14 protein-coding genes are annotated in these 15,182 nt (G+C 62.5%); 1 reads left to right on the forward strand and 13 read right to left on the reverse strand.

Annotated elements, in window-relative coordinates:
* Positions 1-166: 166 nt before the first annotated feature.
* Both prmA and AB5Y80_RS15625 read right to left on the reverse strand, forming a co-directional pair.
* Positions 167-1,045 (reverse strand): 50S ribosomal protein L11 methyltransferase, encoded by an 879-nt coding sequence (prmA, locus tag AB5Y80_RS15620; RefSeq protein ID WP_039040314.1) that lies wholly within the window; start codon positions 1,043-1,045, stop codon positions 167-169.
* 531 nt (positions 1,046-1,576) lie between these two features.
* A complete protein-coding gene (locus tag AB5Y80_RS15625; protein WP_279986651.1) occupies positions 1,577-2,593 on the reverse strand; it encodes a zinc-binding alcohol dehydrogenase family protein in 1,017 nt (338 codons plus the stop codon).
* Positions 2,594-2,693: 100 nt separating this feature from the next.
* On the opposite strand from AB5Y80_RS15625, the gene AB5Y80_RS15630 reads away from it, so the two are divergent.
* Entirely contained in the window at positions 2,694-3,566 is an 873-nt protein-coding gene (locus tag AB5Y80_RS15630; protein ID WP_180344901.1) for a LysR family transcriptional regulator, read from the forward strand.
* On the opposite strand, the gene AB5Y80_RS15635 is transcribed toward AB5Y80_RS15630, so the two are convergent.
* From AB5Y80_RS15635 to AB5Y80_RS15685, 11 genes are all read right to left on the reverse strand, one after another.
* Positions 3,567-4,991, reverse strand: coding sequence for a PTS transporter subunit EIIC (locus AB5Y80_RS15635; RefSeq protein WP_201925255.1), 1,425 nt, complete (start codon positions 4,989-4,991; stop codon positions 3,567-3,569).
* 87 nt (positions 4,992-5,078) lie between these two features.
* Complete coding sequence (panF, locus tag AB5Y80_RS15640) at positions 5,079-6,536, reverse strand: sodium/pantothenate symporter (protein ID WP_042014456.1); 1,458 nt, start codon at positions 6,534-6,536, stop codon at positions 5,079-5,081.
* Entirely contained in the window at positions 6,526-6,774 is a 249-nt protein-coding gene (locus AB5Y80_RS15645; RefSeq protein WP_039040309.1) for a YhdT family protein, read from the reverse strand. Before AB5Y80_RS15645 ends, panF begins: the two co-directional genes overlap by 11 nt.
* A 268-nt stretch (positions 6,775-7,042) precedes the next feature.
* The gene (gene accC / locus AB5Y80_RS15650) at positions 7,043-8,383 is read right to left on the reverse strand and encodes an acetyl-CoA carboxylase biotin carboxylase subunit (RefSeq protein WP_039040308.1); all 1,341 of its coding nucleotides are present in this window, start codon (positions 8,381-8,383) and stop codon (positions 7,043-7,045) included.
* 15 nt (positions 8,384-8,398) lie between these two features.
* A complete protein-coding gene (accB, locus tag AB5Y80_RS15655; RefSeq protein ID WP_010675405.1) occupies positions 8,399-8,860 on the reverse strand; it encodes an acetyl-CoA carboxylase biotin carboxyl carrier protein in 462 nt (153 codons plus the stop codon).
* A 36-nt stretch (positions 8,861-8,896) separates the two neighbouring features.
* Positions 8,897-9,346, reverse strand: a complete 450-nt coding sequence (gene aroQ / locus AB5Y80_RS15660; protein ID WP_039040307.1) for a type II 3-dehydroquinate dehydratase — start codon at positions 9,344-9,346, stop codon at positions 8,897-8,899.
* A 283-nt stretch (positions 9,347-9,629) separates the two neighbouring features.
* Positions 9,630-11,576, reverse strand: a complete 1,947-nt coding sequence (gene acs / locus AB5Y80_RS15665; protein ID WP_039040306.1) for an acetate--CoA ligase — start codon at positions 11,574-11,576, stop codon at positions 9,630-9,632.
* Between the two features lie 175 nt (positions 11,577-11,751).
* On the reverse strand, positions 11,752-13,539 hold the full coding sequence (locus tag AB5Y80_RS15670; RefSeq protein WP_368173168.1) for an EAL domain-containing protein: 1,788 nt from the start codon (positions 13,537-13,539) through the stop codon (positions 11,752-11,754).
* Between the two features lie 106 nt (positions 13,540-13,645).
* Entirely contained in the window at positions 13,646-14,014 is a 369-nt protein-coding gene (locus tag AB5Y80_RS15675) for a hypothetical protein (protein ID WP_042014461.1), read from the reverse strand.
* Positions 14,015-14,021: 7 nt separating this feature from the next.
* The gene (gene torD / locus AB5Y80_RS15680; protein WP_103857882.1) at positions 14,022-14,690 is read right to left on the reverse strand and encodes a molecular chaperone TorD; all 669 of its coding nucleotides are present in this window, start codon (positions 14,688-14,690) and stop codon (positions 14,022-14,024) included.
* Positions 14,691-14,840: 150 nt separating this feature from the next.
* On the reverse strand, positions 14,841-15,128 hold the full coding sequence (locus tag AB5Y80_RS15685) for a hypothetical protein (protein WP_010675399.1): 288 nt from the start codon (positions 15,126-15,128) through the stop codon (positions 14,841-14,843).
* Positions 15,129-15,182: the final 54 nt, after the last annotated feature.

The raw sequence follows: 15,182 nt of genomic DNA on the forward strand, positions 1-15,182 counted from the left end.
GTTGCCGCTGTGGCCTGTTGCTTGTCAGCCGAGTGTGCGGCTGATGGGTTGGCAACTGCCGTGGCCTGTTGCTTATCAGCCGAGTGTGTGGCTGATGGGTTGGCAGCCACCGTGGCTTGTTGCTTATCAGCCGAGTGTGCGGCCAGCCACCGTGGCTTGTTGTTTATCAGCCGAATTTGCGGCCGGAGAGGCGGCACCACTCTTCCTTCACCGCAGTCGGGTCCATTTCGAACCACTGGCCATAGATGGTCTCCAGCTCTGGCGCCTGGCTTTCCAGCACGCCTGAGAGGGCCATCAGGCTGCCCGCCTTGCCGTGACCGGCGATGAGGGGGGCGAGTTCCCGCAGCGGGCCGGCCAGGATGTTGGCGACCACCACGTCCGCTTCGACGTCTTGCGGCTGATCCGCCGGCAGGTAGAGTTCAATCTGGTCGGCTACGCCATTTCGCTCGGCGTTGTCACGGCTGGCCTGGATGGCTTGCGGATCTATGTCGATGCCGATGACCCGGGCAGCCCCCAGTTTCAGGGCGGCGATGCCGAGGATGCCGGAGCCGCAACCAAAGTCGACCACGGTTTTGCCGGCCAGATCCAGCCCGTCCAGCCACTGCAGGCAGAGCGCCGTGGTGGGGTGGGTACCGGTGCCGAAGGCCAGGCCCGGGTCCAGCATGACGTTGACCGCATCGGGGTTCGGCACGTCGCGCCAGCTCGGGCAGATCCAGAGCCGCTCGCCGAACTGCATGGGGTGGAAGTGATCCATCCACTCGCGCACCCAGTCCTTGTCTTCCAGCTGTTCGACCTTGTAGCCCACGTCTTCGCCGAAGATCTGCTGGAAGAAGGCGATGGTGGGAGCCGGATCGGTTTCGGCATCGAACAGTCCCATTACTTCGGTCTCGCCCCAGAGCGGGGTTTCACCGGGCATGGGCTCATAGACGGGCACATCCTTGGCATCCATAAAGGTCACCGCCTGGGCCCCACGCCCCAGCAGCATGTTGCTCACCTTGTCTGCGGTCTTGGCAGTGGCGTTGATTCGAATTTGTATCCAGGGCATGGCGTCGGCTCTTCATAAATGTGAAACCGCGGGATTCTATCATCATGGGCCCGTGCTGTCGTGGTTTGACCATGGCCTCATGGGGAAGGGAGGTAACTCTGCCAAGTTGGCACGGTTAATGTATTCCTTCATGGGTGACGGGAAGCAACTTGTTCCCGCTGAATGCTTTGCTCTATGAAGTTCCGTCATCTTTTTTCAGCCACCTTCGGGTGGCTTTTTTTATGCCGGTGCGCTGAAAAGCGGTTAATTGGGAGGGAAAGGCAGAGATTGGCACGCTATCTGCAAAGTTACAGATGTCCTGCATAAGGATATGTGTGTGATTGTTACCCCAACGTTCAGGTTTTTAGGGCCATCCCGACGGGATGGCCTCTTTTTTATGGTTTTTTCGGGGGAGATGCCCCGTCAGGGACAAAGGTCACCTGCGGGGCTGTGCACTCTTGGGGCTTGTCACTGGTGATTTCACCCCATGATGGTGCATTTATTTACCTACAAGGGAATAGGCTGGACGGTAAGGCCCGCTTGGGCTGTGCCTCAGCGATGGAAGCCGCTCATGTCGATCACCAGCTTGCCCACCATGCGACCCGCTTCCAGCTCGGCATGAGCCCGGGCCAGGGTGAGGGGCGTCAGTTCGGGCACCACCTTGCTGAGGGTGGTCTTGAGCACCCCTTCATCGATCAGGGCCGCGACCCGGCCGAGCAGGTTGTGCTGCTCTATCATGTCCGGGGTCTGGAACAGGGAGCGGGTAAACATGAACTCCTGGCTGAAGGTGACGCTCTTGGGTTTGAGCAGACCCAGATCCCAGGGGTCACTGGACTCGGCGATGGTGCAGATGTGGCCAAACGGACGGATGAGGCTGGCCATGGTGTTCCAGTGCTGCTCGGTGGCGTTGGTGCAGAAGATGGCATCCGCCTCGTTGATGCCGAGAGCCTTGAGCTCCGCCTGCAGATGGTGATGGCTCACCACCTGGTGGGCCCCCATGTCCAGGCACCACTCCCGTGTTTCGGGGCGCGATGCGGTGGCGATCACCTCCATGCCGGTGAGCTGGCGGGCGAGCTGGATGGCGATGGAACCGACTCCGCCGGCGCCCCCGATAATCAGCAGTCGCCCGGTGCTTTCGCGGGTGAGGCTCATGCGCTCGAACAGGGTTTCCCAGGCGGTGATGGCGGTGAGCGGCAGGGCGGCGGCTTCCAGATCGGTCAGGGTGACTGGGGCGATGGCGGCGATGCGCTCGTCCACCAGTTGCAGGGCGCTGTTGCTGCCCGGGCGGCTGATGTCGCCGGCATACCAGACCCTGTCACCGGCCTTGAACAGGGTGACGTCGCTACCGACGGCGATCACCTCGCCCACGGCGTCCCAGCCCAGTACGCGGGGGCTGCTTTCGACCTTGTCCTTGGGGGCGCGTACCTTGGTGTCGACCGGATTGATGGAGGTGGCGTTGACCCGTACCAGCAGATCCCGCGGGCCCGGTGTCGGATCGGGCAGATCGCTCTCGATGAAGCAGTGGGGGTGGTTGCTTGGCAGATAGTGAGTCAGGGCGATGGCTTTCATGGCTTTTCCTTTCAAATAGCAGTGTTCGGGATTGCCACTCACTCTAGTCTGGATAATTATCAAGATTAAGATGGGTAATTGGTAAAGACTGTTTGAATAAATGAACAATGTCGAACTGGAGTTGATGGGGCTGTTCGCCACCGTGGTGGAGCAGGGGAGCTTCACCGGGGCGGCCGAGGTGCTCGGCATGCCCAAGTCCTCGGTGAGCCAGAAGATCTCGCGCCTCGAATCCCGGCTCGGGGTGAGGTTGCTGCAACGCACCACCCGCAGGCTCAGCCTGACGCCCCAGGGGGAGGTCTATGTGACCCATTGTCAGGAGCTGCTGGCACTGGCGCGTAGTGCCAACCTGGCGATGGCGCGGTTGCGCGCGGCTCCTGGAGGGCGGGTGCGGATCACTGCTCCCGAAGCCACGGGAACCTTGCTGCTTGGCCGGATACTGGCCGAATTTCGCGCCCTCTACCCCGAGGTGGTGCTGGAGCTGACCCTTTGCGATGAACAGCTTGATCTGGTGGGGGAAGGTTACGATCTGGCGCTGCGGGCGGCGCCGCTGAAAGATTCCAGCCTCATCTGCCGGCGCATCGGCCAGGTGGCGCGCCATCTGGTGGCATCTCCCGGTTACCTGGCTGCCAACGGGACGCCGCTCCAGCTCTCAGAGCTGGCCGGACACGCCTGCCTGGTACATGGCTCCTTGCCGGTGTGGCCATTGCAGGAGGGGGGCTGGCGCCCTCGCGGGGCCTGCCAGAGCAACAGCCTGCTGGCGCTGCGGGAGCTGGCACTCCATGACGGGGGGATTGCCCTGCTGCCGGCCCATGTCTGCGGCGACGATCTGGCGGCGGGGCGACTGCTCAAGGTGCTGCCGGATCTCCTGGTCCCGGTGAACCCCTTCTATCTCATCTACCCGAGCCGGGAACACCTGGCCCCCGCCCTTCGCAGCCTGATGGACTTCGTGGCCGAGCGTCTTCCCTTCGCCTGATCACTGGTGCTGGCCAAGGGGAGCCTGAGCCGGTTCGAGACCGAGCGGGACCGACTGGCGTTCCGCCAGCATGCGGATCTGCCCTTCGATGAGGCCGGCATGGGGGCCGAGCACCAGCACCAGCTGATGTTCGTTCAGCACGACCCAGGAGAGGCAGCCCAGTCTGGCCAGGCAGGATTGATCCACCAGGGCCATGTCGCGAACCCGCAGGCTGAGGCGGGTCAGGCAGACGCTCATGGCCTGCAGGTTGTCCATGCCCCCCAGCATCTTGAGGTACTGGATAGCCAGCATCTGGGGATCGGTGGGGGCCACGGTCGCGAGCCGGGAGAGATCCTCGGCGATGGGCTTGCCCGGCAGACTGAGGGGAGCGTGTTCCAGCAGCCGGGAGAAGAGCAGGGCATAGACGACGAAGAAGAGGATGCCCAGGGGGATGAGCCAGAAGCTGTGCAGACCGGCGTGGTAGCTCAGCACCAGGTCCAGCAATCCGGCGGAAAAGTAGCTGCCCACCTGGATGTCGAGCCCGCTGCAGATGGCCAGCGACAGCCCGGTCAGCAGGGCATGGGCCAGAAACAGCCAGGGTGCGGTGAAGGCAAACAGAAACTCGATGGGCTCCGTGATGCCCACCAGTGCCGAGGTGAGCGCCAGGGTGAGCAGCAACCCTCCCTGGGGCAGTTGCTGCATCCGCTGGCGATGGATCCAGATGGCAAAACAGGCACCGGGCAGGCCGAACATGATGACCGGATAGAGCCCGGCCACATAGCCTTCATGCAGCGGCTGGGCGGTCGAGAGGGCTTGCAGGTTGCTCTCCCCGAGCCCGATGAGGCTGCCCAGCACCTGGTGCAGGCCGAGGGGGATCAGCAGTCGGTTCAGCACGCCGTAGCAGAAGGCGCCAAATGGCGTGGTGAGCAGATCGGAGGCGAGCAGGGTGAGCCCCTGTTCCAGCAGCGGCCAGAGGATGGAGAGGGGGATCACCAGCAGCAGGCAGGCCAGCGCCGAGAGCAGCATGCCCGGCAGATCTTCCTGCAGGGGGCGCAACCAGCCCGGCAGCCGCAGAGCGCGGGACCGGGAGCAGACCATGGCGGTGACCAGCCCGGCCAGCAGGCCGCAGATCATGTCCGCATGCAGCCCGGGCACCAGGGTGCCCAGCGCCGAGCTCAGCAGCAGGAAGTTGACCGCACCGGCGAGCGCCTGGGCTCCTTGCCCCTGGCGACTCAACCCGAAGGCGATGGCCACCGCATAGATGAGCGGCATCTGGCTGAAGAGGGCGCGACCGGCGAGGGAGAGCACGGCGAGATCCAGCACGTCCGGTTGGCCGAGCCGGTGGAGCAGGGCGGCCAGGGGCAGGATGGAGACGGGCAGCAACAGGGCATAGCCGAGGCGCTGCAGGGACTGGGTCAGGATCTTTCTGGCGTTCTGGACTGGCATGGGGGCACGGTATTTGTGACGTGGCGCACATTTTACCCGTGAGCCCCCATTTGGGAATAGGCGAGCCTTCCTTTATTGATCCTTTTCTTAATTTTGATCAAACAATCGACGGACACGCTGATCCGGGGCAGGAGTGAGCAGGCTGACCAGGACAAAGGCCGCCAGGCCAAGGGCCAGGCTCGGGACGATGGCGTGCAGACCGGCCACCTTGATCCCCCACTGGCTCAAGGTACCGTAACAGAGGATGCCGCAGACCATGCTGGCCAGGGCTCCCGGGCCGTTGGCCCTGGACCAGTAGAGGCCGAGCACCAGGGGCCAGAGGAAGACCGCCTGCAGGCCGCCGAAGGCGAGCAGGTTGAGCCAGATGATCATCTCGGGGGGCTGGAGCGCCGCCAGCAGCACCAGGGTACCCAGGATCAGGGTGCAGAGCAGGGAGAGGCGCGGCACCCGGACCTCCAGCTTCTCCTGCCTGGGGTTGAGGTAATTGAGGTAGAGATCTTTCACCAGGGTGGCGGAGGCCTGGATCAGCTGGGAGTCGATAGTAGACATGATGGCCGCCATGGGGGCCGCCAGGAAGACCCCGGCCAGCCAGGGGGGGAGCACCTCCATCATCAGGGAGGGCATGATCTTGTCCGGGCTGTCCATGCCGGGCAGGATGGCGCGGCCCAGTGCCCCGGCCAGGTGCATGCCGAACATCAGCAGGGCGCAGACGATGGTGCCGATGAGGATGCCCCGGTGCAGCGCTTTGCTGTCCCGGTAGCCAAAGCAGCGCAGCGCCGAGTGGGGCAAGCCCACCACCCCGATGCAGACCAGCACCCAGAAGCTCAGCATGAAGGGCTGGGTCAGCATGTCGCCGGCCCCCTGGGGGCTCACCAGCTTGGGATCTATCTCCTTGAGCTGGTGGACAAGATTCGGCAACCCGTCACCGGCGATGAGGATGCCCGCCAGCAGGGCGCCAGTGCCGATGAGCATGACGATGCCCTGCAGGGCATCCGTCATCACCACGGCGCGAAAGCCGCCGATCACCGTGTAGAGCAGCACGCAACTGGCAAACAGGAAGAGCCCCTGCTGATAGCTGAGGCCGGTCGCCGTTTCCAGCAGGCGGGCGCCGCCGATGAACTGCACCACCATGGTGGCGATGAAGGCGAGGATGATGGTGACCGAACCCAGCACGACCACCGCCCTGCTCTGGTAGCGGGCCCACAGCATGTCGTTGATGGTCACCGCGTTGACCCGGCGGGCGATGATGGCGAACTTCTTGCCAAGCACCCCCAGGGTGAGCCAGACGGTGGGCAGCTGGATCATCGCCAGCAACACCCAGCCGAGGCCGACCTTGTAGGCGGCACCCGGCCCGCCGATGAAGGACGATGCAGAGGTATAAGTGGCCACCAGGGTCATGGCGAGCACCAGCCCCCCCATGCTGCGGTTGCCGATGAAGTACTCCTGCATGAAGTTGCCGCCGGTCCGGTGGCGACTGGCCCAGAAACCGACCCCCAGTACCAGCACCAGGTAGATGCAGAGCGGCAGCATCAGCTCAAGATTCATGGGGTGGTACCTCGCTATCCAGGGGAATATCGACGAACAGGCGATCCACCATGAGGGCGCAGAGGCCGATGAACAGCAGGGGCATCAGGATGCAACTGAGCAGGAACCAGAGAGGCAGGTCCCACAGCTCGAGATCCTCGGGGATGAAATACGCCGAGCCATACCAGGCGACAAAGTAGAGCAGGGTCAGCAGCAGGCAGAAGGCTGCTTCCCGACGGGCGAGTGCGAAACGGTTCACTGTGGCCTCCGACGAGTGAGCGGGGCGCAAGAATAACAAAAAAGGGCCATGTCGCCATGGCCCTTTTTTACGTTGGCGATCCGGGTGGATCGCGCAATTTCCCGATGAAAGGGGTCTTTGCAGACCCGACTTCTTGTGCAGGTGGTGGCCGCTCTGTGCTGCCACCGTGCTCAATGGGTCGGGCCTCAAGCCATTACAGACCCGGCTTCTTGTGCAGGTAGTGGCTGCTCATGCGGCCACCTTGCTCAATGGGTCGGGCCTCAAGCCATTACAGACCCAACTTCTTGTGCAGGTAGTGGATGTTAGTGCCACCGTGCTGGAAGTTTTCGTCCTTCATGATCTCTTTTTGCAGGGCGATGTTGGTCTTGATCCCTTCCACCACCAGCTCGTCGAGGGAGTGGCGCATGCGGGCGATGGCCACGTCGCGGTTCTCCCCGTAGCAGATCAGCTTGCCGATCATGGAATCGTAGTAGGGGGGGACCTTGTAACCCGCATAGATGTGGGATTCCCAGCGCACGCCCAGGCCGCCCGGCGCGTGGAAGCGCTGGATGAGACCAGGAGAGGGCAGGAAGGTGGCCGGATCTTCGGCATTGATCCGGCACTCGATGGCATGGCCACGGATGCGGATGTCCTGCTGGGTGATCGACAGGGGCTGACCGGCGGCAATGCGCAGCTGCTCCTTGATGAGGTCGACGCCGGTGACCATCTCGGTGACCGGATGTTCCACCTGGATACGGGTGTTCATCTCGATGAAATAGAACTCGCCGTTCTCGTACAGGAACTCGAAGGTACCCGCACCGCGGTAGCCGATCTCGAGACAGGCGCGCACACAGCGCTCACCGATGAACTTGCGCATCTCCTCGGTGATGCCGGGGGCCGGCGCCTCTTCCACGACCTTCTGGTGACGGCGCTGCATGGAGCAGTCCCGCTCACCCAGATAGAGGGCGGTACCCTGACCGTCAGCCAGCACCTGGATCTCGATGTGGCGCGGGTTCTCCAGGTACTTCTCCATGTAGACCATGTCGTTCTTGAAGAACTGGCCCGCTTCGGATTTGGTCAGCGCGATGGCGGAGGCCAGTTCGGCCTCGTTGCGCACCACGCGCATGCCGCGACCACCACCGCCACCGGCGGCCTTGATGATCACCGGATACCCGATCCGCTTGGCGATGGCGGCGTTGCGCTTGGCATCGTTGTCCACCGGGCCGTCGGAGCCGGGTACGCAGGGCACGCCCGCCTTCTTCATCGCCTCGATGGCGGAGACCTTGTCACCCATCAGGCGAATGGTCTCGGCGCGCGGGCCGATGAAGATGAAGCCGGATTTCTCGACCACTTCGGCGAAGTCGGCATTCTCGGAGAGGAAGCCGTAGCCCGGGTGGATGGCGACGGCACCGGTCACCTCGGCGGCGGCGATGATGGCCGGCACATTGAGGTAGGACTCACCGCTGGCAGGTTTGCCGATGCAGATGGTTTCGTCCGCCAGGAGCACATGCTTGAGCTCCCGATCGGCAGTGGAGTGAACGGCCACTGTCTTGATCCCGAGCTCTTTGCAGGCGCGCAGGATCCGCAGGGCAATTTCACCGCGGTTGGCGATGACTACTTTGTCCAACATGGGTGGCATTTTCCCTTATTCGATGATGAACAGCGGCTCGTCAAACTCGACGGCCTGACCATTTTCAACCAGGATCGCTTTGATCACGCCGGCCTTGTCAGACTCGATTTGGTTCATCATTTTCATGGCTTCGACGATGCACAGGGTGTCGCCGACATTGACGTGCTGACCGACTTCCACGAACGGCTTGGCTTCCGGGCTGGAGGAGCGGTAGAAGGAGCCCACCATGGGGGAGCGCATCAGATGACCGCTCGGGGCGGCATCGGCAGCAGGTGCAGCGGCTGCTGCCGGAGCAGCGGCAACCGGTGCGGCAACCTGAGCTGCGGCCTGGGGCATGATCATCTGCGGGGCAACGCTAACCTGGCCGGAGAAATTACGGCTGATGCGAACGGACTCTTCCCCTTCGGAGATTTCCAGCTCGGCGATGCCGGACTCTTCAACCAGTTCAATCAGCTTCTTGATTTTGCGGATATCCATTAGCATTCTCTTTCTTCTTTATCTGATCAGTGATTATCAAGCCGCGCGCAACTGATGCACGGCCGCGGTTAAAGCGAATTGGTAACCATCGGCACCCAACCCGCAGATCACCCCCTTGGCGACATCAGACAGATAGGAGTGATGACGGAAGGGCTCCCTGGCATGAACGTTTGACAGGTGAACCTCGATAAAGGGGATGGCCACACCCAGCAGGGCATCGCGCAGGGCAACGCTGGTATGGGTGAAGGCGGCGGGATTGATGATGATGAAATCCACCTGGCCCATGGCCTGATGGATTCGGCCGATCAGCTCGTGCTCGGCATTGGATTGCAGATGTTCCAGGGTGACACCGAGTTCGCTGGCGCTGCGCGTCAGATCGGCGACGATCTCATCGAGCGTCTTGCTGCCGTAGATTCCCGGTTCCCGCTTGCCCAGCAGATTCAGATTGGGGCCGTTAAGCAGGAGGATTCGGTGATGTTGCGACATATTGAGTACATCCTCGATGATTATGCTGCTATCTATCAGCTATCTTTGGACTACCAAAAATCTAGCCAATTTTTGCACAAATCGGTGTGCCCTGACACACAGATTTCGCAATTATATTGATTTCGTGAAAATTAGCAGCATTTTACTGGTCTAATCTCTACATCTGGCTATTTATTGGCCTGGTTTGCCCGCAAGCCCTGCCTGCCACCGAACTCTGCTCTGTCCGGATCCCGAAGACAACAAAGCCGGCACGTGGCCGGCTCTGTTGACGTGGGGAAGAGACTCACGCCGCTTCCGACTTCTCGCGGATCAGCTTGTCCACGACCCCCGGATCCGCCAGGGTGGAGATATCCCCCAGGCTGTCGGTTTCGCCGGTGGCGATCTTGCGCAATATGCGCCGCATGATCTTGCCGGAACGGGTCTTGGGCAGCCCTTCTGCCCAGTGGATCACGTCCGGGGTCGCGATGGCGCCAATCTCCTTGCGCACCCACTCCTTCACTTCCTTGTGCAGCTCGCGGCTCGGCTCTTCCCCGGCGATCAGGGTGACATAGGCGTAGATGCCCTGTCCCTTGATCTCGTGGGGAACGCCCACCACCGCCGCTTCGGCGATCTTCGGATGGGCCACCAGAGCGGACTCGATTTCGGCGGTGCCCATGCGGTGGCCGGAGACGTTGAGTACATCATCCACCCGGCCGGTGATCCAGTAGTAGCCGTCCTCGTCGCGACGGGCACCGTCGCCGGTGAAGTAGCGACCCGGGAAGGTGGAGAAGTAGGTCTGCTCGAAGCGCTCGTGATCGCCGAACACGGTACGCATCTGGCCGGGCCAGGAGTCGGTGATCACCAGGTTGCCCTCGGTGGCGCCTTCCAGTGGCTCACCCAGGTTGTCCACCAGAGCAGGCTGTACTCCGAAGAAGGGACGAGTGGCCGAGCCGGGCTTGAGCGCGGTGACGCCGGGCAGCGGAGTGATGAGGATGCCGCCGGTCTCGGTCTGCCACCAGGTGTCGACGATGGGGCAGCGCTCGTCGCCGATGGTGCGGTAGTACCACTCCCAGGCTTCCGGGTTGATGGGTTCACCCACCGACCCCATGATGCGCAGGCTGGTGCGGGAAGTGCCTTCGACAGCCTCCTTGCCCTTGGCCATCAGTGCGCGAATGGCGGTGGGGGCGGTATAGAGGATGGTGACCTGGTGTTTGTCCACCACCTGACTCATGCGGTTGGTGGCCGGGTAATTGGGCACCCCTTCGAACATGACGGTGGTGGCGCCGTTGGCCAGCGGCCCGTAGACCAGATAGGAGTGACCGGTGACCCAACCCACGTCGGCGGTACACCAGTAGATGTCCTCTTCGTGGTAGTCGAACACGTATTTGAAGGTGAGGGCGGCATAGACCAGATAGCCGCCCGTGGTGTGCAGCACACCCTTGGGCTTGCCGGTGGAGCCGGAGGTGTAGAGCACGAACAGGGGATCTTCGGCGCCCATGGCTTCGGGCGGACAATCCGGGCTGGCGGCGTTGACCGCATCATGCCACCAGATGTCTCTGTGCTCGTGCCAGGCCACGTTGCCACCGGTGCGCTTGAGGACGATCACCTTGCTGACCTTGGTATCCGGGTGGGTAAGGGCCTCATCCACGTTCTTCTTGAGGGGGATGGGGCGACCGCCTCGCAACCCCTCATCGGCGGTGATGACGACGGAGGCGCCGGAGTCGATGATGCGGCCCGAGAGCGCCTCCGGCGAGAAGCCGCCGAAGACGATGCTGTGCACGGCCCCGATGCGGGTACAGGCCAGCATGGCGATGGCCGCCTCCGGCACCATGGGCATATAAAGGCAGACCATGTGGCCACGCTTGACCCCCTGGGCTTTGAGCACGTTGGCAAACTTGCACACTTCGGCGTGCAGTTCGCGATAGGTGATCTTGCGATCTTCAGCTGGGTTGTCCCCTTCCCAGATGATGGCGACCTTGTCGCCGCGCTCGCTCAGATGACGATCCAGGCAGTTGGCCGAGACGTTGAGCAGACCATCCTCATACCACTTGATGGAGACGTGGCCCGGATCGTAGGAGGTGTTCTTGACGCGGGTGTAGGGGGTCATCCAGTCAAGGATCTTGCCCTGCTCCCCCCAGAAGGCGTCCGGATCCTGCACCGACGCTTGATACATGGCTTCATAACCTTCCTTGTCCAGCAGGGCGCCGTTGCCGATGTGGGCCTTGACCGGGTAGACCTTGCTCTCGCTCATCTCTCACTCCTGTGAATACATTTTCTTAATGATTGAGTAACAACTTATACCTTTGGTTCCCGAGGGCAATTAGACTTTTGGATAGCGACGAAGTTAGCAGGTGAGAAGACACGTTGAGGGCAAAGAAGGGAGCCATGGGCTCCCTTCTTTGCTTGCGTGGTGGCGCGGCCAAGGCTCAATGGCGGAGGGGGAGCAGGGGAGGCAGGCTGGGTTCTGGCAGGGGATGGCTGAACAGGTAGCCCTGTCCCTCTTCGCAACGCAGGGATTGCAGGAACTGGCGCTGAGGCTGGGTTTCTATCCCTTCCGCCGTGACGGCCATGCCGAGGGAGCTGGCCAGTTGGACTATGGTACGGCACAGCTCGCGGCTGTGCTTGTCGTCGGGCAACGCCTGGACGAAGGCCCTGTCTATCTTGATGCGATCGATGGGCAGGCTCCTGAGCAGGCTCAGGGAGGAGAAACCGGTGCCGAAGTCGTCGATGGCGATCTGTACCCCCAGCGCCTTGAGACGGGTGAAGAGCCGCAGACTGTGATCCACGCTCTGGATGATGCTCTCGGTCACCTCGATCTCCAGCCGCTCGGCAGGAAAACCGGTCTCGGCCAGAATGGCTGTCACCCGCTCCACGTAGTCGTGGGAGCGCATCTCCCTGACCGACACATTGACCGAGAGCCGGGGCACGGCGAGCCCTTCGGTTAGCCACTGCTGCCCTTGCCGGCAGGCGGTGCGCATCACCCATTCGCCCAGTGGTTCGATGAGACCGCACTCCTCTGCCACCGGAATGAAACGGTCCGGGGATATCATGCCAAGGCTGGGATGCTGCCAGCGGATCAGGGCCTCCAGGCCGCTGAGATGACCATCCGCCAGATCCGTCATGGGTTGGTAGAGCAGGCGAAACTCTTGCTGCTCAATGGCCTTGAGCAGTCCCTGCTCCAGCAGCATCCGCTCCCTGGTCTGTGCCGTCATGTCGGGGGAGTGGAACAGATAGCCGTTGCGGCCACGGCGCTTGGCTTCATGCATGGCGTTGTCCGCCGCGCTGATAAGGCTGTCCGGGGTCTGGCCATGCTCCGGATAGAGGGAGACGCCGATGCTGGCGGAGAGCCTCACCCGCTCCTGGCCGATGTCGGCGGGATCGTGCAGCCTGCGTTGCAACCCCTCGATGAGACCCAGCAGATCCTGGGTGTCTCTGATGGCGGGCAGCAACACCAGAAATTCGTCTGCCCCCAGCCGGATGGCGATGTCTCCGGGGCGCAGGCAGTGGCGAATGCGGTCTGCCGACAGCTTGAGCAGCAGATCGCCGGCACTGTGCCCCAGGTTGTCGTTGATGAGCTTGAAGCCGTCGAGATCGATGAACAGCAGCGCCAGGACGTGGCGGTTCACCCTGGCCGTCTCTATCTCCAGGGTGAGGCGCTCTTGCAGCAGATGGCGATTGCCGAGATCGGTGAGAGGATCGTAATAGGAGAGGTGCTGCAAGCGGGCTTCGGCCTGATAGAGACGCAGTGCATGAAGGTGGGTCATCTCCTGCAGGCCGGGGGACGCGGGTGCGTCGAGGTGGGTGCTTGTCTGTACGGACTCCCTCATCACGAGGAAGATGCCGCTGAAGGTGCCCTCCTCATCCAGCACGGAGCTGACGCTCACTTGCCAGCGTGCCGGGGAGGCCGCGCGGGAGAGACCGACCGTCTCCACCTCAAATGCGCATCGGGGGGGACCTTGTCGCAGTTGCTGAAACAGCGGGAGCAGCTGGGGAGTCTGGGCAGGGACAATGTCGAACAGCGTCTTGCCCGGGTGCTCTGCCCGCGCGAGGCCGGTCAGTTCGGCAAAGCGTCCGTTGACGTCGCGACACCTGAACTCGTGATCGAAGACCCCAATCCCGACGGGCGCCTGGGCGAACAGCTGTTGCAACTCGTAGGGAGAGAGCGGGCCTGACAAATGCCGTGTCGGAACCGATTCGGGCAGCACTTTTTCCATGGAGGCTCCTGAATTGATTGCTTTGTCATTAGGACGACTGTGTCAGTATGGCAGGAAGTGTCAGGAGAGAAAGAAAGTGTGAGAAGGGTGTGAAATCAACGAGATGTCAGCCTTTCTGGCGGCCAAATGCCTGGATCCCGCGAACAAATACCAGCCAGCCCACCAGATGAAACGGCAACGCCATGGCGTAGAGCACCAGCCAGTGGCTCTCGGTGCCGCTGCTGTTGATGAAATCTGCCCAGGCGGCGAGCAGGGCCAGCATGCCCGCTATCTGGAAACGGCGACGCAGCACCACTTCCACCCCGAGATTGGCGAGGTAGAGGGTCAGCAGGATGCCGGCAAAGCCGGTGAGCTGGGCGGTGCCGTAGAGCGCGCGGTCCGGGTTGAACAGCAGCGTCACGAGGGGAGTGAGACCCTGATCCAGCGGGATCAGGGCCAGCAGCCAGCATGCGATAAGAAGCAGGGCTGTCTTCATGCCGGGCTCAGTCGGCGGACGGTGCCGGTTTGACCAGGGAGAGGTAGTTGGCGTCCATCTTGAGGAAGACCCCCAGCAGGCGGGCACTGGCACCGTAGAAGCCAAACGTGTCGGCGGCCCGGCAGGCCTGCTCGAAGCGCTCGAACCAGCCCAGCAGGTGACCGTGCAGCAGGGACTCCTGCTCGCCAAGCCACGCCTCGCGCTGGTCGGCGGTGGTCGACTCGGCGGCGCGGATGATGAGGCTGCCCATCAGATCCAGCTCGATGGCCAGATGATCGGCAGGCTCATTGTACTTGTCGCTGACATTGATGCCGAGGCGAGCGAGGCGTGCCTGCATCTCGGTCATGGGGGCCTGCATCAGCTGCTTGCCTTCGCCCCGGTAGAGGGATTCGTAGGGCAGGGCACCCTGCCCGGGAGCGCTCAGGAACAGGCCGGCGAAGTCGGCGGCCAGCGCCGTCTGGCGCTCGGGGCGCACCAGCAGGCGGGCGATGGCGTCGTTGAGCTCGGCCACGGCTTCGCGCATGGGGTCGAGAGTAGAGAGGCTCTTCAAGAAGCTGCGCACGTCATAGGTGTCGTATTCAGCGATCTGTGCATCACTGAGTTCGGCAGCAAACAGGGTGGAAAACCACCAGTAAAGCTCGGCCCGGCGTTCGCTGGTCGCCATGAATTCCTGCATTTTTCCTCCGTGGATGACAATCGGGAGCCTTGATGGCCCCCGATTCTAACGACTTTAAAAATAAAGGAAACTCATGGGGCCTTTTGGCCGGATAGCGCCAGGAGAGGGGGGCGCTATCGCGGGATCACCGTGGGCGACGAGGAGACCGACCTACTCCTCGACGCGATAGAGCACCTGCTTGCAACGGGGGCAGATGTGCTGGCGGCGGTAATCCATCTGGTGCACTAGGCCGACCTCCCGCTGCTGATGATGACCGCAATGGATGCAGAAGATGAGATCCCCGTCGGCGGCGCCGGGATGGGCCGCCAGGTACTGCTCCCGGGTGGGAAGTGTCTCCCAGTTGGCGGTGCAGGCACCCTTGCGGCTGGCGGTGTAGTAGACCCAGTAGAAGAGAGCGAAGACCGCGACAATCACGAACAGCATCAGATGATCCATCATGGCGTTTCCCCTTGTGTTCCGGGATGGCAGGGAGCGACACCCGCTCGTGCAGAT

The sequence above is a fragment of the Aeromonas sp. R2-1 genome, assembly GCF_040908425.1.
GTDB classification, from domain to species: domain Bacteria; phylum Pseudomonadota; class Gammaproteobacteria; order Enterobacterales; family Aeromonadaceae; genus Aeromonas; species Aeromonas caviae.